The sequence below is a fragment of the Vibrio sp. SCSIO 43132 genome (genome assembly GCF_019904195.1).
Classification (GTDB): domain Bacteria; phylum Pseudomonadota; class Gammaproteobacteria; order Enterobacterales; family Vibrionaceae; genus Vibrio; species Vibrio nigripulchritudo.
Genome location: NZ_CP063200.1, coordinates 1834606 through 1854820, shown reverse-complemented (window position 1 = coordinate 1854820; position 20215 = coordinate 1834606). Strand labels below are relative to the sequence as shown.

Sequence of the window (20215 nt, the reverse complement as noted above, 5' to 3'; positions counted from 1 at the left end):
GTCAGTGAAACTTTCCGTCATTATTCCATCCTACCTATCTCAAGATCACTTGGGACGTAACCTGACTGCGTTGGCTAAGCAGTTGGATGTGGTTGACGCAGAGGTATTGGTTGTAGATTGTTCACCGGGGATTGAAGTCGACCAGATTTGTGCTCAGTACCCGTTTGTCCGTTTGTTTAAAGAAGAAAAACGTTTTAACCCCGGTGGTGGTCGTAATATAGGGGCTAACGCAGCACACGGCGATTATCTTGTTTTTGTTGACGCTGATGTTGTTCTGGATGAACAAGCGCTTCAAGACGTTGCAAATCACATAGCAGATGGTGTGAAAATATTTGGTGGTGCACTGGATCTCGACAAAAAAGGAGACCTAACACTGACCTCCTATATCGAGCATTATTATTTTAATAACGAATCCCAGTCCTCTCGCACGCCAACAGAGCGCGCAAATTTAAGCTCGGCGCTCATGATCATCGAGAAAACGCTGTTTGATGAAGTGGGCGGGTTCACTGATATCTCACGTATGGAAGATACGGAACTGACGGAAAAGCTGGTACGCATGGGTCATACACTGCACTTCTTTCCTGATGTGATTGGCTACCAGATTCAGGATTCTCCCTTCAAGAAAGTCCTTAAAAAAATCTATATAACGGGGAACAATTTGTTCTTTCTTCGTTATCAGAAGAAGGATAGTGGTATGAATAAATGGGTACTTGCGCTACTACTGCCTTTGATGATGCTGGCAAAAATTACTCGAATTAATTTTCGTAATCTCAAATACGCATTCAGCCCATTCATGCTGCTCGTATTATGTCCCGCCATGTATTTTTGTGGTTTTGTCTGGTTGCTGGGCTTTTATAAGGGGATATTCATGAATGACGGCATAGTGGCAGGTCATTACTCATGAGTATTGCAATTTTTTCAATCAGTGATCAGTACCTTAAATTTCATCGTCGTCCTTTTATCAAGGCGATAAGTGAGGAGTTGGGTAATGAAGACACACCTCTGCTTTATTTTAAAAGACCAAAATGGTTTTTAAAGGCGGACAGTAGCTACAAGACTCCGGAAAAGATTGGCAACGTACAAGTGCTGCCTTTACTTACTTTACTGCCAGTCAGCTGGACAATGAACAACGCACTTGCTCGCTGGCTCACGGTAACCTTGCCGATCAAATGGCAAGTAACGAAAGCGGGAAAGCGTTCTGGCAGCAAAGTGAGTTGTCTCTGGTTTTACAAGCCAGACCAATACCTTTATTTAAAAGGGGTTGGGGTGCCGTACGCTTACACTCACTACGATAATTACGATGATGATAAAGAGTATCCGTTTTCTCATTACTCTTCTTATCAGCAAACATTGAAAGCCTGTGTGACTAACAGCGCCGCATGTTTCGCAACCAGCCATCAACTGGTCGAGAAGCTTTCTAAGCTGACTTCACATTCAAATGTACAGTATTTACCTAACGCTGTGGGCAGTGAATGGGTGAATGCATTCGACAGAGATTCTGTCTCGGAAAACGTTATTGGTTTTGTAGGTTCTATCGATCAGTCGACCGATGAGCGTTTAATTGAACAGGTTTGCGAGCGTTATCCTGACATGACCATAATGATGGTAGGAAAGGTTGGAAATGACGCCATTACGGCTCTTTCTCACAAATATTCGAATTTAACGCTGACAGGGCTAGTTCCTTACGAACAATTGCCCAATTTTATGTCCACATTTAAAGTCGGAATATGTCCCTACCGAATGTCTCCTTTCAATCAGTACCGTAACCCTTTGAAGTTATATGAATATTGCGCTGCTGGTATTCCGTCTGTCTCTAGCCAATGTGACTTTGACAAGGAAGGTAAACGACTGGTCCACGTTGTCGAAACGGATGATGAGTTTGTTGATTCAATAGGCAAGGCAATTGAATCTGATACTCCATCAACAAGAGAAAAAAGAAAAGCGTTTGCAAAACAAAACACTTGGGCAGTACGAGCAAAAGAAGCGCTCAACCACATTAAGGCAGCAGTTTAATGAAATTGGAATTTCGTCAGTTCGTTTCAAAAATTACCGTATTTGAATCAACCGATCGGGTTGTGCAACATTGTCGTCAGTATCTTGAAGAAGGAAAACGGCTCAATATCGCATTCCTGAATGCTCATGCTTTTAATCTCGGATGCAGAAATTCGGGCTTTGTCGATTCCATCATGGCGAGCGATCTGGTTTTACGAGATGGCATTGGTGTAAAGATCCTTTTCAAAATGCTGGGTAAGGAGCCTGGATACAACCTCAATGGCACCGATCTCATTCCTGTATTGCTTACTCAGGTGTATCAGGGGAAAAAAGTGGCATTGTTTGGTTCAACAAACAAAGAACTGACGGTTGCCAGACAAAAACTTGAAACTCAGAATGTACAAATAGTGACCGTTCTTGACGGCTTTAAGGAACCTATTGCATATGTTCAACATCTTGCCGATCACGAGGTTGATTTGGTGGTGATGGCAATGGGGATGCCTAAGCAAGAAGCCGTGTCTAAAATGATATGCGAGACGTATCCAAACATATCGACCATCAACGGTGGAGCTATTGTAGACTTCATAGCTGGTAAGGTTGAAAGAGCACCTGAATGGGTGCAAAAACTCAGCTTAGAGTGGGCTTACCGGTTAATGAGAGAGCCGAAGCGCTTGTTCAATCGATATGTTATTGGAAATGTCACTTTCTTGACCCGAGCTATGATTGTGAAATTGAGTGGATAATATGTTAGTCAGCAGGAAGCGATACTCAGCGGTATTTTTCGTTTGTGCACTTTTGACGATGACTTTTTCTTCGTCAGCCAGCCCAAAAAAAACACTTCAACAAGAAGAATTTATTTCTACAGAAAATCCGGTTTCATTCGTTTACGAGTGTCATCCAGAATTATGGGACAAAGGATCGCTCAGCACGTCTGTAGAGTTCAAGCTAAAGCCTAAAAAAGGCAGGAAGCGCTGTGAAATTGCAGTTCAAAAAGGGCTTGAACGAGACAAACCCTTCTCCTTGAGCTTTCGCTTTTTGGTTAACGATACTTACCAGTATTCCAATCAGTGGCACAGCTATTTCCAAATTCATTCCTTCCCTGACAAAGGAGAAAGCTGGCGTTGCCCAATCATGGCTTTAGAAACCAAAAACGGAAAACTCAGAATGTACAACCGCTGGGATCAGAAGAAGATATCCAGCACCAAACGTGGCTCCTGTGCTGCAAATGGTAATTCTATTCGTTCTCGGACGCTTTTCGAAGGTGTGAGCTACGCAGCTAATGTATGGAATCAGTTTAGAATAGAAGGCGTTTTGTCTACTTCTGATAACGAGTGTCTCAAAACTTATTTAAATGGGGTTTTGCTAAGCGAAACCTGCGGTCCAAACACATTTAACGATGCCAAAATGCCATTTTTTAAACTGGGTATTTACAAGCCAACAAGCTGGGATAAGTACCCCGAGATAAGCCTGAAAGTTAAGGATCTGGAGCTTAACTAAGTATGCTGATTCGAAGAGACTCTTTTAATTTTTTCTGTCTGACTGCACTGTTTTACCTGGTATTAGTCCGATCCACTAACATGGGTTTCGGTTACCCGGCTGCTCAACACCTATTGGGTCACATTAGCTATACACCGCAAAAGTTCATGCAGATGGCGCAGCTTGCTCTCATTGCCTTATTCTTTTTCTTTACAGGGAAAAGGCTATTAGCGCAGATGAGGATCAGCGTGCTGGCATACATCATTATTGCGTTCAGCTTGCTTTCAATTTTATTTTCTCCAAACTCAAGCCTTGCCCTTAGATATTTGATCTCAGTTTCTGTTGTTTCGATACCAGTCTTTCTCTACTACCGGTATTACGGACCAGAAGCGCTATACAACACGTTGGTCACCTTTTTTACGGCAGTCGTCGTGCTGAATATCTTATATGTCATTGTGTTTCCGCAATACGCGATCATGAATGGTGTGCATGCGGGTTCTTGGCGAGGGCTCTTTGTTCATAAAAACGGAGCTGGTTCGTTCTTTGCGGTGATCAGTATTATATTTTTTCAGCGCTGGTGGTTTGAATCAAAACGCAGGGATATGAAACAACTGGGTTTATTCTTGTGTTGTTTGCTAATGGTTATCATGTCTCAGTCGATAACGGCGTTGCTGACAATGGTCATAGTGATGACCACTTTTTTCTTCGTACGTTTTGTAATAGCCAAACCACTGATTCGTCAGAAAATAGTATTGCTGACTTTTTACTCCGTAGGTCTTATTTTCTCAGTGACATTATTGAATGTCTTTCTGTACGACATTCTCATCTTACTCGGGAAAGACCCGACTCTGACAGGTAGAACAGGACTTTGGGAAGTGCTATTTGGGTTGATATTTGAGCGACCGTTGTTCGGGTATGGAATTGGTGTGTTTAGCCGACCGGAAATCATGTATCAGTATTCCTCGGCGTTTGGTTGGGCGGCAAAAACTACGCACAGTTCCTATATGGATCTCGCTCTTGGTATTGGCATTCCTGGGAGCATAGCTGTATTTATCTGGATAGGTAAGAGTATGTTTTCTGCGCTCATGTCTAAGACAATAACTCACACTTATGAGCAGCAGTTAGCGGTTGCAATTGGAGTGATTACTGGCGGTTTAACTATTGCATCTGCCTCAAGTGGTGTGTTGTTAAGTAATGCTTTCATATGGGTTTTAGTTCTAAGTATGATTTTGTTCTGCCACTCAAGAGAGGTAGAGGATGAAGTTCAACCGGATTAGTTACTCATCTGTGGACTTCGTTGTTGGTTAGGTCGAACAGCCATCTGAATACGTGCAAAAAACTTAGCTTGGAGTGAACTCAGCGGTATTTTTTGTTTGTGCACTTTTGATGATGGCATTTTCGCCTGCCAGCTCCAAAAACAATTCAGCAAAAAGAATTTATTTCTACGGTAAATCCGGTTTCGTTGGTTTATGTATGCCACCGACGTTATGGAACAAAGGATCTGGAGCTTAACTAAGTATGCTGATTCGAAGAGATTCTTTTAATTTTTTCTGTCTGACAGCACTGTTTTATCTGGTGTTGATCCGATCAACCAATATGGGATTCGGTTATCCTGCTGCTCAGTATTTAATTAGTAACATCAGTTACACACCGCAAAAGTACATGCAAATGGCACAGCTTGCCCTTATTGCTTTATTCTTTTTCTTTACGGGAAAACGAATATTGGCACAGATGAGGATCAGTGTACTGGCATACATCATTATTGCGTTCAGCTTACTTTCGATTCTATTTTCTCCAAACTCAAGTCTCGCTCTTAGGTATTTAATCTCGGTTTCTGTTGTTTCGGTGCCTGTCTTTCTTTATTACCGTTATTACGGACCCGAAGTGCTATACAAAACGCTGGTCACCTTTTTTACTGCAGTTGTCGTACTGAATGTCATATATGTGTTCCTGTTTCCACAGTACGCGATCATGAATGGTATACATGCTGGTGCGTGGCGAGGGTTGTTTGTTCATAAAAACGGAGCAGGTTCGTTTTTTGCTGTAATCAGTATTATTTTCCTTCAGCGTTGGTGGTTTGAATCAAAATGTAGAGATTTAAAGCAACTGATTTTATTTTTGTGTTGTTTGCTAATGGTTATTATGTCTCAGTCAATAACGGCATTGTTGACAATGATGGTGGTTATAACCACTTTCTTCTTTGTACGTTTTGTAATAGCCAAACCCATGATTCGCCAGAAAATAGTGTTGCTGGCGTTTTACTCCACAGGTCTTATTTTCCTGGTCATTTTATTAAATGCGTTTCTGTACGACATTCTGATATTACTTGGGAGAGATCCAACTCTGACAGGAAGAACAGGGCTATGGGAAGTTCTTTATGGGTTGATATTTGAGCGACCATTGTTCGGGTATGGAATAGGGGTATTTAGCCGACCTGAAATTATGTATCAATATTCGGCGGCGTTTGGTTGGGCTGCAAGATCAACACACAGTTCCTATATGGATCTTGCTCTTGGCATTGGCATTCCTGGGAGTATGGTTGTTATTGTTTGGATAGGTAAGTGTATGTTTTCTGCGCTCATGTCCAAGACACTGACTCACACTTATGAACAACAGTTAGCGATTGCAATTAGTGTGATTACGGGGGGGTTAACCATTGCATCTGCGTCAAGTGGGGTACTGCTAAGTAACGCTTTTATATGGGTTCTAGTTCTAAGTATGATTTTGTTCTGCCACTCTAGAGAAGTAGAGGGTGAAGCTCAGCCGGATTAGGCACTAATTCATTAGTTTGGTATGAGTAGAGCTAACTCTTTGATCTACATGTAATTGAACACTTCTTCTTTTATTTTCTTATTTATTGTTACTAATAAAAAAATAGTACTGAGTTTTTTTATTCATTATTTTTTAAAAAATTGGACCAATATTGTCATGCCTAAAATTAGGAAAAGTCACCTTATTTAATTAACCCTTTAATATTAGGTTAGTAAACCCTAATGCTGTAGTCCTATTTTGTCATTATTGTATGTCAGGGCAGTGTCAAATTGATGTTAAGGTCAATATAATTTTTCCTGATATCAATAATCTGGCATCAAAAATAATAAGCCTTATACCTTGATGCTGGTTAACTTGTGTTGTTAATAATTGGAGACATGGAAATGACTACAACTTATGTAGGGACGACGAATACAGATGGCACAGGCTCAGCGTCAGGTCTGAATGCAGGCAACGCTGCTCTTTCTCTTATTGGAACTGGTAGCGTGTCAGCAGATGGTGTAAGCCTAGAATCCACAGGTGGCATATTGAGTGCCACGGTTCTTTCTTCTGATACCTGGAACAAAGCAGGCTATAAGGAAGCAAAAGTAGATGGCAATGATAATCTTGTTTACGTAAACAACTTTGTTGACGTAGATATTGATAATAATAATTCGCAAGGCGCTTCAATCCTGGTAGCAAATGCTAAACGCGGTACGATTGATACGGGCAACGGTAATGATGCAATTACTATTGCTGCGTTTTCAAATAGCTTGAACTGGGGCAATTTATTTGAAGTGAACAGCGGATTTGGTAACGATATTATCACTATTACCCATGCAAAGAATTCCCAATTTACTCGTTTTGAAATAGACGCAGGAGCAGGGAATGACGTTGTGGACGTATCAGGTCTATTAGGTCCAGCTGTCGGCGCAGAACATCGTTTTGCTGATGGCGGTTCAGGTTTTGATGTACTGAAACTAAGTGGTACGGATACGGTATCATTTGAAAACTTCGAAGTAGTTCGTGGCGCAGGCAAAATTGCACCAGCAGCATTGACCATTGATGACGCATTGCTGGCGGCAAACAACGCGGAAGCAGAAGTCGGCTTCGGTCTTGTACTGTCCAACATTGATATCACGTTGGATGGCAGCATTCTGGGTCACGACAGTTATGAGCTAACTGCGGATGAAGCAATGTATCTTGACGCTCAAGGTCTGAATGCGGATGACTTCTATTCTGTTACTGTGTACACAGAAGAGGGTGCTTACCAGATTCTGACTTCAGATTCAGACTACGCACCAGCTGTTTAACTGAGTATTACTGAGGGATCGCTTTATCGAAGCGATCCCTTTTCATACTTAGCTCATGCACAGGTTTGAAATTATTCCCAATGTAACTTTTCGATATGCCCGTTGAATCAAAGGCATCCTATACTCAGGCTTCTTAATTTTTGGTTGTGGCTTTTCTTAACAGCGACAGACAAAAGTTAGGGTGGTTAGGAATAATTATAAAAAACTCGCAGGCAATATACGTCTATGAAACTCTGGTCAACTTTCTCAACGTACCAAAAGAAAAACTTTTTCTATTTTCAAGTTTTCTCGGTATTCGCCAATCTTCTGGTTCTCGTACTGCCAATTTACAGTTTGCAGGTATTCGATCGCGTTCTTTCTTCAAGAAGTACAGACACGTTGCTCTTTCTCGCTTTAATTGCGATTTTCTTGCTGTTAGTGCAAGTTTGTATGGACTATACGCGCCAACAGATTCTCAATAATCTGTCCTCAATTTATGACAGTTCTTTTGGTGAATTGCTGATTCAAAAGAGCTTAGGCTTATCATCTAAAAATGCTGCGGCAGCACACAAAGCCGTTCAAGATCATCAGTTAACGAAACAGTATCTAGCTTCGCCGTTCCATCGCAGTTTGTCAGACCTCCCCTGGACATTTATTTTTATTATCGTTTTGTTTTTGCTGCATCCATTACTGGGCATGTATGCGCTGCTTTCTACTATTGTATTGGGTGCCGTCAGCGGATTACTGCTTCTCTTTACCCACAAAAATATGAAAGAGGCACGTTCGCTTTCTGTTCAGCATTCGTCTTCTGTTCAAAAGTTATTCAGTAAAGGCAAGTTGCTTAAGTCTTATCAGGCATCCGGAAAAGTCGTTGATCGTTGGAGACAAAAACAGTCAAAAACACTGGAACAGGATGAACGTTCTAAGCGAATGACCAACCACGGGCAAACTGTACTTAAATTCATCCGCATGTGTGTTCAGGTTGGTGTATTCGCCGTAGGTGCTTGGTTGGTGATTCAGGAACAGATTATGGCGGGTTCTTTGCTGGCTGCTTCAATTCTACTGGCGAGAATCCTCGCCCCAATCGATCAGGGTGCAAGCCAGTACTTTGGCTGGCTAGAGTCAAAAGAAGCTTACAAGCGTATTTCCACCATTCTTGCTAGCCATCAGGACGACAATAAGATGGATATCGCAATGGACGAGATTGAGTTGTCCGTAGATAAGGTTACCTATCGTGGTATCGGTGAGCGATTATTGGTTCACAATATTGGCTTCAATCTCAAGCCCGGACACTGTTTAGCGGTGAAAGGTGCTTCTGGTTCGGGTAAGTCAACGTTACTCAAGCTACTCGCTAACTACTACTCACCCTCTCAGGGGCAGGTTCGAGTTAATGGCATCAATGTTGATAAGCTCGATCCAAACCGTCTGGCTCAATCGATTGGCTACTTGCCTCAGGTGATAGATGTATTCGATGCGTCGGTATCCGACAACATCAGTGGTTTCGGGGATCACCTTGATCTGGATGTACCTGAAAAAGTAGTGAAAGCCAGCAAGGCGGCACTTTGCCACAGTTTTGTAGCGAAACTTCCTCAAAGTTATGGAACAACTCTGGGGCTTGAAGGTGTGGAGCTTTCTCGCAGTGAAATGCAGCGTCTTGCGCTCGCCAGGTGCTTCTATTATCAGCCCAAACTTCTCATTTTGGATGAACCAACGTCTTTCTTAGATAACGCCATGGTTCAGCAACTGGCTAAGAATCTGGATGAATGGAAAAAGGCGGGGGTAGGAATCATCTTCGTCAGTAATTCACCTCAGATGATGAAATTGGCGGATTACGTGGTTGAGCTGAAAGACGGTGTTATTCACGATGCTTACGAAAACAAACCCAAACAGAATAAGAATAGCGTGAACATTGCTAGCCATAGCAATTATCAGGCTATTAAGTACTAGGAGCGGTGATATGAAAGATTCTCTCTCCTTAATGACAGATAACAATCGCTTGATTCGTCGTGCTTTAGTATTCCTAGTAGTTAGCCTAGGCTTCTTTGCAACCTGGACATGGTTTGCCAAACTCGATTCTGCCGCTATTGCTTCAGGTATCGTGATTGTTGAAAGCAAGCGTAAGAGCATAGAACACCTTGAAGGTGGCATTGTTGCCGATGTGTATGTCCGCGAAGGACAGCAAGTCGAGAAAGGTGCGCCTCTGATTAAGATCTCAGACATCACTTTTCAGAGTCGCCTTAAGCAGACACAGCTAACGTGGATCAGCCGTCAGATCGAATACCAGCGTCTGCTGGCAGAGCGAGGCAATCTGGATCGATTTGTGCCTAATCTGGAAAAGGATTTGTTTCCACATTTGGTGCTGGAAATTGAAACCTTAATCGCGAACCAACAGTCTCTATTCGCAAGTCGTGTGGACATGCGTAACAAAGAACTGGATATTGTCGATTCGCGCTTGAAACAGACCAAAAATCGCCGAGCATTTTCTTCTCAAATGCTCGCTCAGCGTAAGCAAGCCCTCGAATTCCTTAATGACGAAATTGAGATGCACGATCAACTTCTTGCCGACGGTTTCACTTCACGTCTGAAAGTGCTGGAACTGAAGCGTTCAGAAGTATTGCTCGTATCTGACATCATTTCAGTTCAGGCAGAACTTGATGGTCAGATCTTGTCTGTTTCAGAGCTTGAACAGCAAAAGAGTGCCATTCAGCAACGCAACCGATCTGAAGTTGAAACCAAAATTGCAGAAGTTCGCAATGCTCTTATCTCGCTTGAAGCAGAGCTCAAGTTAGCCAGTGATGTACAGGCGCGAACGGTGGTTAAGAGCCCCGTTAGCGGTGTGGTACTTGGTTTGCAGGTGAACACATCAGGAGAAGTTGTTGGCGCGGGTGAAAGCTTAATGGAAATTGTACCAGACAACGACAGCCTGATAGTCGAAGCCATAATTAACCCGACAGATATTGATGTCGTGAGAATAGGTCAGCAAGCCTTAATTCGTCTTTCTGCATTTAACTTCCGGACGACGCCACCAGTACATGGCGAAGTGGTTTACATTGATGCAGACAGAATTGAATCCAACGGCGAGGAAGTCAGTGGGTTTAAGGTGAAGGTAAAGCTTAACCAAGACGAAATTTCTAAGAATCCAGATCTGGAACTTTATCCGGGTATGCCAGCGGAAGTCTATGTGCTACTCGAAGAGAAGCGTCCGCTGGACTATCTACTCGAACCTCTAAAAGTCAGCCTTCTCAGGGCATTCCGAGAGAGTTGATGACATAACTAAAATCCAATTGAAATATCGCGAGGGTAATGTCAACAGGTCTTGATATACCCACGCGAGTACATTTACCAATAACAATAAAGATATAAATTTTTTGGGCAAGGACCCAAACAGGACTAAGAAACGGAGTTGTAATGATCAAGAAATGCTTATTTCCGGCAGCTGGCTATGGAACGCGCTTTTTACCGGCAACGAAATCAATGCCGAAAGAGATGATGCCTATCGTAAACAAACCTCTTATTGAATACGGGGTTGAAGAAGCGATTCAGGCAGGAATGACAGACATGTGTGTGGTGACAGGGCGTGGTAAACACTCTCTAATGGATCACTTCGACAAAAACTACGAACTGGAGCATCAGATCAGTGGCACTAACAAAGAAGAGCTGTTGATCGACATTCGTGAAATTATTGATGCCGCGAATTTCACCTACATTCGCCAGCGTGAAATGAAAGGTCTGGGTCACGCGATTCTGACAGGGCGTGAGCTGGTGGGTGACGAACCTTTTGCTGTGGTTCTTGCTGATGACCTTTGTGTAAACAGAGCGCAAGGCGTGCTCGCTCAAATGGTCGCGCTTTATAAACAGTTTCGCTGTTCTATTGTCGCAGTAGAAGAAGTGCCAGTTGAAGAAACCCACAAATACGGCGTGATCTCGGGTGAGATGATCAAAGACAAGCTCTACCGAGTTGACGACATGGTCGAAAAACCAGAGCCAGGTACAGCACCAAGTAATCTGGCTATCATTGGTCGCTATATTCTGACACCAGACATCTTCGAACTGATCGAGCAAACAGAGCCGGGTAAAGGTGGCGAAATTCAAATTACTGATGCGCTTCTAAAGCAAGCCAAAGCTGGTTGTGTTCTGGCGTACAAGTTTGATGGTCAGCGTTTTGACTGTGGTAGTGTTGAAGGTTACATCGAGGCAACAAACTACTGCTACGAAAATGTTTATTTGCAAGGGCGTTCTTCCGAGCTTGCAAAAGAAGTGACTGGTAAGAAATAATACTCTGAACCGAATTCAGAGAAATATTGAATGAAAAACTTCGATACTCAACAGACCAATCATGCCAACTTCGTGGTTGGTCTGTTTGTTTTGGTCGTGCTAAGCGTTGCTAGCCTTTCGATTTTGAAAAGTGCCGGTCTGCTTTCTGGTGATCTTGGACAGGCAGTTCAGTCACACGACCTGATTTTCCACGTCGCATTTGCCTTGGTACTGGGTGGGTTAGCTGGACTAGCGAGTCGCGCTTCTAACAAGCCAATGGTCGCGTTATTGCTATTTTTTGTGATAACAGATGAGTTATTGCAGATTTGGTTACCAACACGGCAGTTTTCCTGGCTGGATATGGCTTGCAATGTTTTTGGGTGTCTAGCGGGTGTACTGATATGCCACTTCACTTTATTTGCTCATGCTCAATGGTTTAACAGACCGACAACCTAAAAATCGCTGTCATTGATTTCTACCTGCTATTACACTTGTGCGATGTTCTAAACGAAAAACAATGACATGCGCATCATTCACACCTCAGACTGGCATCTTGGGCAAAACTTCTACACAAAGAGCAGAAAGAACGAACATCAATCCTTTCTGAATTGGCTCCTCCAACAAATTGAACAGCATAATGTCGATGCGTTGATTGTCGCGGGAGATATCTTCGATACAGGATCTCCCCCAAGTTACGCCCGAGAAATGTATAATCAGTTTGTGGTGCAACTGCAAAAATCAGACTGCACTTTGGTGGTATTGGGAGGAAATCACGATTCAGTATCCGTCCTGAATGAAACCAAGCAAATTCTCGCCTATCTCAATACTCATGTGATTGCCAGTAGCTTAGAACAAAGCCAGGATCAGGTTGTGGAATTGACAGACGGCAGTGGAAATGTGGGTGCGCTGCTTTGTGCGATCCCGTTTTTACGTCCACGTGATTTAGTCATTAGCCAGTCGGGAGACTCCTCCACTGACAAAAGGTTAGCAATTGCAGATGCAATTAAAGATCATTACGCCAGTGTTTATCAGGCAGCAGTTGAGAGGCGAAAAGCGTTAGGTGTCGATGTTCCGATTATCGCCACAGGGCATTTAACGGCATTAGGTGTAAAGCAGTCGGAATCTGTACGCGATATTTACATTGGAACACTGGAAGGGTTTGCAGCCGACGGCTTCCCGCCCGCTGACTATATTGCTCTGGGGCATATTCATCGCCCGCAGATTGTCGCAAAGCAAGAACACATCCGATACTGTGGTTCCCCCATTCCACTCAGCTTTGATGAATTAAAGTCGAACAAACAGGTGCTTCTGCTCAATTTTGAACATTCCCATTCTCCAGAGATCACTTCGTTAGAAATCCCAAGCTTTCAGCCAATGGCAACTGTATCTGGTTCGTTGACCGAGTTGGAAACCGTGCTGAAGAAATATGCTGAGAGTGAAGAAACGGTTTGGTTGAGTATTGAGGTTGAAATCGACGACTACCTGTCAGATTTACAGCAAAGAATTCAAAAGATGGTAGAAGATCTTCCTGTTGAAGTGCTGCAGCTTAAACGAAGCCAGTCCGCAAGAAGAAAGGCGCTCAGTCAGGAACGAAATGAAACGCTGGACGAACTAAGCCCATTTGACGTTTTTACTAAACGCATTGCACAAGAAGTATTTGAAACGGATGAAGAACTGGCTCGCAAAGCGCGGCTTGAAGAGAAGTTCATTCGCATTGTCGCTGAGGTCGAGGAGGAGAAAAAGTGAAAATACTGTCTCTGAGGCTTAAAAACCTGAACTCTTTAAAAGGTGAGTGGAAGATCGACTTCACTCAGTCACCATTCACCGACAATGGTTTGTTCGCGATTACTGGTGCAACTGGTGCGGGAAAAACAACCCTTCTTGACGCAATCTGTTTGGCGATTTATCACAAAACGCCTCGGCTTGGGTTGTTAACCCAGTCCAGCAATGAAGCCATGACCAGAGGAGAGTCTGAGTGCTGCTCAGAAGTGGAATTTGAGGTCAAAGGGAAAGCCTACCGAGCGTTTTGGAGCATGCGTCGTTCACACAAAAAAGCGGACGGCAAGCTTCAAGCTGCGGAAGTGGAACTTGCTGAGGTGGAAGGTGGAAAAGTGATCGCCTCGCAAGCGAAGAAAAAGCTGGAAGAGGTAGAGCGCATTACCGGGCTGGATTTCGACAGATTCACCAAATCCATGATGCTGTCTCAAGGTCAGTTCGCGGCTTTCCTAAATGCCAAAGAATCCGAACGTGCAGAGTTGTTAGAAGAGTTAACAGGCACTGAGATCTACGGTCTTATATCAGAACGGGTTCACCAGCATTGGTCAGAGTCAAAACAAACCTTGATTGCCTTAGAATCAAGGGCTCAAGGCGTTCAGTTGCTTGAAGCGGCTTATCGTGAATCGCTAAATGAAGAACTGTCTTCGCTAAAAAAACAGCATGGAACCGCAAAAAAAGAGAAAGAATCCTTTGATCAATGCGCTAACTGGATAAAAGAAAAAACCGATTTGGCAGCGGAGCTTAGCCAAACGTCGCAATCGTTGATTAATGCTAAAACAGCACTTGCCGAAGCCAAGCCAGAGCTCGATAAACTCTCTGATGCCGAGCCTGCAGAGCAAATCAAACCACTGCATGACAAACTTTCTGACATACATAATACACATCGCCAGTACACGGAATCCCTAGAGAGCCTTCGCAAGCAGGCAACTGAGCTGGAGTCCGAATGCAAGGAAGTTGATGCGGAAGTTAAAGTTTCAGAATCGACGTTGCAAAGTACTAAGGTCGCTCAACAGGCGTTAGAAGACCTGATCACACAAACGGTTATCCCTTTGGACAGTGACATTGCACAAGGAAAACAAAAGCAATCGTCCTTGCAGTCTGAAATTCATGAGAAGAACAACAAAAAGCATACGCTGGATGCGTCTTACCATCAGCTCACAACCAAACTGAAAGAGCAGAGTGATACGATCGCCGAGAGCGAAAAATTCATTGAACAAAATGCAAATTTGAAAGACGTGGCTCCAAAGCTGGAAGGTTGGAAAGTCCAGCTTACAGCCCTTGAAGAGTCAAGTCGCGAACTGACCGAGATTGATTCAAATCTGTCGTCACTCGGTATTCAGCAAGCTGAGCATATTGAAAAGCAGCAAAAAATAGAATTTGAGTTGGAGCTGGCTCATTCAGAACTCAAATCGAACAAAGAAAAAGAACTTCAGTTGAGTTCAAGTTATCAGGCTTTGTCTGGAGCATCCAGCCTTGAAGAGATGGAAGCTCAACAACAAACAATGAATCAGCAAGTTATTGTTTCCCACCAGTTACAAGGGTTTCAGGAACGCTGGTCTCTAGTCTCTAATGAGCAACAGCAATTGTCTCAAAAAATGGCGCAGCAAGAGTCTGAACTGAAGCTGCAAAATCAGCAGCGAGACAGCTTACGGGAACAATACAAATCTCAGAATCAGCTAGCTCAGTCACTTGCTCAACTTGTGACACAGGAAGAACATCTTGCTGTCTACAGAGCCAATCTGAGATATGACCAGCCATGTCCACTGTGCGGCAGTCTTGAACATCCGATACTTGCTGATGGTGCCGTGTCGGTGCCAGAAACCATTGCTCAAAAAGAAGAAGCAGAAAAACACCTCTCTGAATTAAAGCGTCAGGGAGAAGCGCTGTCGGTCGAGATAAAATCTGTTGAGTTCCAACTTTCAGAGAATCAGAGCAAGCTGTCGGCAGGGCAAACGGAACTGGAACAACTCCAGTTGCAGTGGAACCAAAAACTTCCGGCACTAGACACAGCTATTGATATTGTTACGCCTTCTAGTGCAGCAATTTTGACAGCAAGCCTAGAAGAAAAGGTCAAAGCCAGTCAGTCTCAGATCGGTCAATTGAAAGCCGCAGAAAAAGCTTTGGAAGAGTCGCAGAAGCAGACTTCCACACTGTCAGAGAAAGCAGTGCAGCTTGAAAATCAGCTTAAGCTTGAAACGAAAGACATCCAATTGATTGAGAAGAAACAACAGGATTTTGCTGAGCGTAAGCAAAAACAGGAAGCTCAACGCTTGGAGCAACGTCAGGATCTGCAAAGTGCGATGTCAGAAGCGAATCTGAAGGCTCCAGACCAGAATGTCGAGCTATGGATTAATGAGCTAAAAGATCAGGTTGACGCGTTTCAGAATAAGGAAAAACATCTTAGCGAGCTTCGTCATTCGGTTACCTTGGTATTGGCAGAACAGAAAAATCTCGATTCTCAGCAAAGTGAGTTAACGGATGCTTTAAACCAGTTGCAAAAGCAGTTAGTCGAAACGTCAGATCTGCTTAATGAACGAATGGCAAAACGAACGGAAGTGTTTGCAAACAAGTCAGTTGACGATGAAAGGCTGAAAGCTCGTGAACAAGTGGCACAGGCAGAAAGAAGCACCGAGCTGATTCAGGCTAAGCACAAGTCTCTGAAAGAAAAGCAGGCATCTCTTTCCGGGCAGCAATCATCAATCAATAACAGCCTAAGCAATGCTGCGGTTTCAAAGAGCCAGATCCAGAGTGAATGGGAACAAGCTTTGTCATCGAGCCCCTTTGATACTGTTGAGCAGTTCCAAAGTGCGTTGTTACCAATCGAGGAAAAAGCTCGCATTCAGCAGCTCAAGCAGTCGTTGAATGATTCGATTACTCAGCTTAAAGCCATTCAGGAAAGCGCTAATCAGAAACTGAGTGCTCTGAACTGCCATGAGAAAGCGTCTGAGTGGAATGATATCAAGCTAGAAGACATCCAAAACCAACAGACCGAAGCCCAAAAACATCTGGAAGGGCTGACGAAACGTGAAGGTGAAATCACTCAGGAACTGATGTCCGACGACAAAAGGCGAGAAGAGCAATCCTCATTGTTTGAAGAAATTGAACGGTACCGGGTTGAGTATGATGACATTCAGTATTTGCATTCGATGATCGGCTCCCAGAAGGGCGACAAATTCCGTAAATTTGCCCAAGGTCTGACCCTCGATAATCTGATTTACCTGGCGAACAAACAACTTTCGAGACTCTATGGTCGATATCAATTGCAAAGAAAGCAAGGGGAAGGGCTTGAGCTTACGGTATTGGATCTTTGGCAGGGCGATAATGAAAGGGACACCAAAACACTATCGGGTGGGGAGAGCTTTCTCGTGAGTCTTGCACTGGCACTGGCTCTGTCCGATCTGGTTAGCCACAAAACCAGCATAGACTCCTTGTTCCTGGATGAAGGTTTTGGCACCTTAGATGCGCAAACATTGGATATCGCGCTGGATGCGTTAGATAGTCTGAACGCATCTGGAAAAATGATTGGTGTCATCAGCCACATAGAAGCGATGAAAGAACGCATTCCAGTCCAGCTAAAAGTGACCAAGAAGAGTGGTTTAGGTATCAGTGAGCTAGCGCCTGAATATCGCTTTAACCCTTAACTCCGACGACCTTAGAGATCTGATAAGTAATGACAAGAGATAAAACCTCTGAAACCACAGAATTAAAGCTGGAAAATCAGTTCTGTTTTCCTCTTTACAGTGCAACCAATGCCGTCGTCAGGGCGTATCGACCTTTGCTTGATAAGCTGGACCTGACTTATCCTCAGTACTTGGTCATGATGGTGCTTTGGTCACAAAATGGCATTAACGTCAAAGAGCTAGGGAATAAACTGTATCTGGATTCAGGTACACTGACCCCGTTGCTAAAGCGGCTGGAAGGCAAAGGGCTGGTGGAGAGAAAGCGCGCGCAGCATGATGAACGAGTGCGCGAGCTTCATCTGACACAATCTGGGCAGAAATTAAAAGCACAAGCGGAATCAGTTCCTAAGGAAATGATGTGCTCGCTCGATATGGATCTGGATGATTTGATCACTATGAAGCGATTGTGCGAAAAACTGCTCAATAAAATCGGCTAGCCACATCGGAACCTTTTGGGTATAGAATTTTCAGGGAGTGAAAATGAACACAGTATTGGTTGAGAATAAGAAGATAAGCCCTTCTAAAGTGTTGTGTGTAGGAAGAAACTACTCGGAACACATTGCTGAGCTTAATAACAGCATTCCTGACCAAATGGTGGTATTTAACAAGCCAAACAGTTCTATTAGCACGACGCTAACCTCTTATCATCAAGAACCTCTGCACTACGAAGGTGAAATCTGTTTTGTTATCCATAACAGTCAAATTACTCATGTTGGCTTTGGTCTGGATTTAACCAAGCGCGCATTGCAGTCGGAGTTAAAATCTAAGCAACTTCCATGGGAAAGAGCCAAAGCCTTTAATGGAAGTGCTGTTTTCAGTCGATTCATTCCCATTTCTTATGCCGATATCCCAAACCTAACTCTAGAGCTGTTTATTAATTGCGTTCGAGTGCAATCTGGCGGTGTGAAAGACATGATGTTCAAACCGTTAGAAATTGTCGATGAACTGCTTGAGTATACTCAACTGGAGGATGGCGATGTGATTATGACAGGCACCCCAAAAGGTGTTGGGACTGTCGAGAAGGGCGATGTATTTCTCGCCCGAATCAAATGCAATGACAAAACTCTGATTGAAACAGAGTGGGAAGCAAAATAACTTAGCTCGCTTAAATCGGGAGTGGGGTCGAAACGTCAACTAAAACCCCGGCAGGGTCTTCTAGTAGTAAGCGTTTCTGCCCATAAAATGTGGGCTCCGGCGTTTGCAGTACAACGTAGTTGTGCTGTTCAGCAGTCTTGAACACGCCTTCTACGTCTTCAACCACTAAAGTAACAAATAAGCCACTGGCAGCCCCCTGATATCTGGGAGGAACTAGTTCATGCCCTGCGACGATCAAACCCAGCTCAACCTTGCTTTTTGGGTGAATCAATTGAATAAACCATTCACTTTCAAATCCGATTTCAAAGCCAAATAGCTCTTGATAAAACGTTTTAGACGCAAGCAAATTATGGGTGCAAAGCGTGGTCATCAGTCGATCGACAGACATTTCTAGGTTCCTTCCATATTGTCCGCTCGCGGTGTGGCGAGCTTTATACCCAAGTGACCTCAAGATACTAGGTTCAGCGAGAATTAACTGGCTTTCAGACAAGACACCGATTTGAAGATCTAGTGGCTCTAAATCAAGAATCGGTAACGCAGTATGAAAGCCAGTTAAACTCGCCCTTGGGAGCCCATATTCTGTCCCATTTCTTCGTCAAAGAACTTGGAAAGGACTGGTCATTCCGCTGCGTTCTTTTTCTTGAACTGAAACAGAATATGAGGCTCTGAATCCCGTATCTTGAGGTCACTTGGGTATAGCAGCAAGACAATGTTTTAGCATAATTTTATGACCGAAGTAAGAATCTCATTAATCAGATGTTAATCAATATAATAGCCAATCATGTGCAGTGATATTTGTATAACTCTTTGAAATTTTTAAAACAATTCATCGGGTTTGTAGAAATTGCGTATCACAAAATTTGTGCAGCTCCTCTCAAATTAGCCCTCTCAAACATGCGACCATGTGAATAACACATGATGTGAAAGAAAATAAATGGATGTTAAATAAACACTTTTTAGCTGTACTTTCGTTGGCTGTTGTCGGTGGTTGTTCTCACGTTCCCGATACAGAAGTCGCGGATTTCAGCCAATCCGCATCAAACATGCTTGAACACGTATCAGGTGTTGTTAATGAGTATAACGACGCGAAACTACATCGGGATTTAACTCTGCTTGCGGCAAAATACAGTGGCTCTTCCAATGCAAACCTCAAATCTTCAGAGTTCGAACCTTTAGCGGAATTCCAGTTACCCGATTCATCTCCAATTCTTGGTATTTCTAATGCTCTGCGAGAATACGCGAACGCCTTACATCGACTAGCTATAGCCAGCAATGAAGCAGACGTAAGCCTCGCAGCATTCAACTTTTATCAAGCAGCTGAATCTTCGAGCTGGAATGGGCTGAAACCGTCAGAGCAGGAAGCTGGTCTGATTCAAAGTGCGATGGCGACATTGGCGAGTGGATACAGTGAAGAGAAAAAACAGAGGGTGCTGAAGAGCATCATCGTTTCGTCAGATTCTGCTATTTCTGAACTGAGTGACTCCCTAATGGAGCTAATCAAGAAAAATCAGATAGGCACAGCCATTTACCTCTCACGTTCGTACGTTTTGAGCGAAGAAATACAAGACTTCAACCGTCGTGCAGACATTCGACAATTACCCCTCAATAAAAGCCGCGAAGAAATAGAGCGTTTGTATGAACAGTGGGAAACCATGGCGGCAACCCCTTTATTGGTCGAGCAAACATTGCAGGCGATTGATACCTTTAAGTCGACACACAATGAGTTGTCGTTGAGCCTGGTAAACGAAACCTTCTCCAAAGCCACATTGATTCAAACGCAGGCAAGAATGAAAGAGGTATCCGCGCGATTTAACACCACTAAGAATCTACTGGCTAGCTGTAAAACAGGCGTAGAAGTTCAGGACAGCAAACTAGTCTGCAAAGGCGAGGCAAAATAAG

17 protein-coding genes are annotated in these 20215 nt (G+C 43.6%); 16 read left to right on the top strand and 1 reads right to left on the bottom strand.

Features of this window, described 5'->3' with window-relative positions:
- Nucleotides 1–4 precede the first annotated feature (4 nt).
- The 15 genes from INR79_RS26575 (at nt 5) to INR79_RS26505 (ending at nt 18316) form a co-directional block, all read left to right on the top strand.
- Nucleotides 5–904, top strand: coding sequence for a glycosyltransferase family 2 protein (locus tag INR79_RS26575; protein WP_223097855.1), 900 nt, complete (start codon nt 5–7; stop codon nt 902–904).
- Entirely contained in the window at nt 901–2013 is a 1113-nt protein-coding gene (locus INR79_RS26570) for a glycosyltransferase (protein ID WP_223097853.1), read from the top strand. The genes INR79_RS26575 and INR79_RS26570 overlap by 4 nt, the downstream gene beginning before the upstream one ends.
- Nucleotides 2013–2735 (top strand): WecB/TagA/CpsF family glycosyltransferase, encoded by a 723-nt coding sequence (locus INR79_RS26565; RefSeq protein WP_223097851.1) that lies wholly within the window; start codon nt 2013–2015, stop codon nt 2733–2735. Before INR79_RS26570 ends, INR79_RS26565 begins: the two co-directional genes overlap by 1 nt.
- A 1-nt stretch (nt 2736) precedes the next feature.
- The gene (locus INR79_RS26560) at nt 2737–3489 is read left to right on the top strand and encodes a heparin lyase I family protein (RefSeq protein WP_223097849.1); all 753 of its coding nucleotides are present in this window, start codon (nt 2737–2739) and stop codon (nt 3487–3489) included.
- Between the two features lie 2 nt (nt 3490–3491).
- Nucleotides 3492–4745 (top strand): O-antigen ligase family protein, encoded by a 1254-nt coding sequence (locus tag INR79_RS26555; protein WP_223097847.1) that lies wholly within the window; start codon nt 3492–3494, stop codon nt 4743–4745.
- Between the two features lie 241 nt (nt 4746–4986).
- Nucleotides 4987–6240, top strand: coding sequence for an O-antigen ligase family protein (locus INR79_RS26550; RefSeq protein WP_223097844.1), 1254 nt, complete (start codon nt 4987–4989; stop codon nt 6238–6240).
- A gap of 383 nt (nt 6241–6623) precedes the next feature.
- Nucleotides 6624–7532, top strand: a complete 909-nt coding sequence (locus INR79_RS26545; RefSeq protein WP_223097842.1) for a hypothetical protein — start codon at nt 6624–6626, stop codon at nt 7530–7532.
- Nucleotides 7533–7757: 225 nt separating this feature from the next.
- Nucleotides 7758–9458 (top strand): ATP-binding cassette domain-containing protein, encoded by a 1701-nt coding sequence (locus INR79_RS26540; protein WP_223097832.1) that lies wholly within the window; start codon nt 7758–7760, stop codon nt 9456–9458.
- A 10-nt stretch (nt 9459–9468) separates the two neighbouring features.
- Nucleotides 9469–10776, top strand: a complete 1308-nt coding sequence (locus tag INR79_RS26535; RefSeq protein WP_004405806.1) for an HlyD family type I secretion periplasmic adaptor subunit — start codon at nt 9469–9471, stop codon at nt 10774–10776.
- 143 nt (nt 10777–10919) lie between these two features.
- Nucleotides 10920–11786, top strand: a complete 867-nt coding sequence (galU, locus tag INR79_RS26530; RefSeq protein ID WP_022561778.1) for a UTP--glucose-1-phosphate uridylyltransferase GalU — start codon at nt 10920–10922, stop codon at nt 11784–11786.
- A gap of 30 nt (nt 11787–11816) precedes the next feature.
- Complete coding sequence (locus INR79_RS26525) at nt 11817–12221, top strand: VanZ family protein (RefSeq protein WP_223097830.1); 405 nt, start codon at nt 11817–11819, stop codon at nt 12219–12221.
- A gap of 66 nt (nt 12222–12287) precedes the next feature.
- Entirely contained in the window at nt 12288–13511 is a 1224-nt protein-coding gene (sbcD, locus tag INR79_RS26520; RefSeq protein WP_200767784.1) for an exonuclease subunit SbcD, read from the top strand.
- A complete protein-coding gene (locus INR79_RS26515) occupies nt 13508–17182 on the top strand; it encodes an AAA family ATPase (protein ID WP_223097828.1) in 3675 nt (1224 codons plus the stop codon). Before sbcD ends, INR79_RS26515 begins: the two co-directional genes overlap by 4 nt.
- A gap of 29 nt (nt 17183–17211) precedes the next feature.
- Nucleotides 17212–17658, top strand: a complete 447-nt coding sequence (locus tag INR79_RS26510; RefSeq protein ID WP_223097826.1) for a MarR family winged helix-turn-helix transcriptional regulator — start codon at nt 17212–17214, stop codon at nt 17656–17658.
- A gap of 43 nt (nt 17659–17701) precedes the next feature.
- On the top strand, nt 17702–18316 hold the full coding sequence (locus tag INR79_RS26505; RefSeq protein ID WP_223097824.1) for a fumarylacetoacetate hydrolase family protein: 615 nt from the start codon (nt 17702–17704) through the stop codon (nt 18314–18316).
- A gap of 10 nt (nt 18317–18326) precedes the next feature.
- Here INR79_RS26505 and INR79_RS26500 read toward each other — a convergent pair whose 3' ends face one another.
- On the bottom strand, nt 18327–18704 hold the full coding sequence (locus INR79_RS26500) for a VOC family protein (protein ID WP_004405796.1): 378 nt from the start codon (nt 18702–18704) through the stop codon (nt 18327–18329).
- A 550-nt stretch (nt 18705–19254) separates the two neighbouring features.
- On the opposite strand from INR79_RS26500, the gene INR79_RS26495 reads away from it, so the two are divergent.
- A complete protein-coding gene (locus tag INR79_RS26495; RefSeq protein ID WP_223097822.1) occupies nt 19255–20214 on the top strand; it encodes a hypothetical protein in 960 nt (319 codons plus the stop codon).
- Nucleotide 20215: the final 1 nt, after the last annotated feature.

What these genes read in the sequence shown, in the direction of transcription:
- INR79_RS26570 (WP_223097853.1), top strand. Translation starts at nt 901, where the DNA reads ATGAGTATTGCAATTTTTTCAATCAGTGATCAGTACCTTAAATTTCAT.
- INR79_RS26565 (WP_223097851.1), top strand. Translation starts at nt 2,013, where the DNA reads ATGAAATTGGAATTTCGTCAGTTCGTTTCAAAAATTACCGTATTTGAA.
- INR79_RS26560 (WP_223097849.1), top strand. Translation starts at nt 2,737, where the DNA reads ATGTTAGTCAGCAGGAAGCGATACTCAGCGGTATTTTTCGTTTGTGCA.
- INR79_RS26555 (WP_223097847.1), top strand. Translation starts at nt 3,492, where the DNA reads ATGCTGATTCGAAGAGACTCTTTTAATTTTTTCTGTCTGACTGCACTG.
- INR79_RS26550 (WP_223097844.1), top strand. Translation starts at nt 4,987, where the DNA reads ATGCTGATTCGAAGAGATTCTTTTAATTTTTTCTGTCTGACAGCACTG.
- INR79_RS26545 (WP_223097842.1), top strand. Translation starts at nt 6,624, where the DNA reads ATGACTACAACTTATGTAGGGACGACGAATACAGATGGCACAGGCTCA.
- INR79_RS26540 (WP_223097832.1), top strand. Translation starts at nt 7,758, where the DNA reads ATGAAACTCTGGTCAACTTTCTCAACGTACCAAAAGAAAAACTTTTTC.
- INR79_RS26535 (WP_004405806.1), top strand. Translation starts at nt 9,469, where the DNA reads ATGAAAGATTCTCTCTCCTTAATGACAGATAACAATCGCTTGATTCGT.
- galU (WP_022561778.1), top strand. Translation starts at nt 10,920, where the DNA reads ATGATCAAGAAATGCTTATTTCCGGCAGCTGGCTATGGAACGCGCTTT.
- INR79_RS26525 (WP_223097830.1), top strand. Translation starts at nt 11,817, where the DNA reads ATGAAAAACTTCGATACTCAACAGACCAATCATGCCAACTTCGTGGTT.
- sbcD (WP_200767784.1), top strand. Translation starts at nt 12,288, where the DNA reads ATGCGCATCATTCACACCTCAGACTGGCATCTTGGGCAAAACTTCTAC.
- INR79_RS26510 (WP_223097826.1), top strand. Translation starts at nt 17,212, where the DNA reads ATGACAAGAGATAAAACCTCTGAAACCACAGAATTAAAGCTGGAAAAT.
- INR79_RS26505 (WP_223097824.1), top strand. Translation starts at nt 17,702, where the DNA reads ATGAACACAGTATTGGTTGAGAATAAGAAGATAAGCCCTTCTAAAGTG.
- INR79_RS26500 (WP_004405796.1), bottom strand. Translation starts at nt 18,704, where the DNA reads ATGTCTGTCGATCGACTGATGACCACGCTTTGCACCCATAATTTGCTT.
- INR79_RS26495 (WP_223097822.1), top strand. Translation starts at nt 19,255, where the DNA reads ATGTTAAATAAACACTTTTTAGCTGTACTTTCGTTGGCTGTTGTCGGT.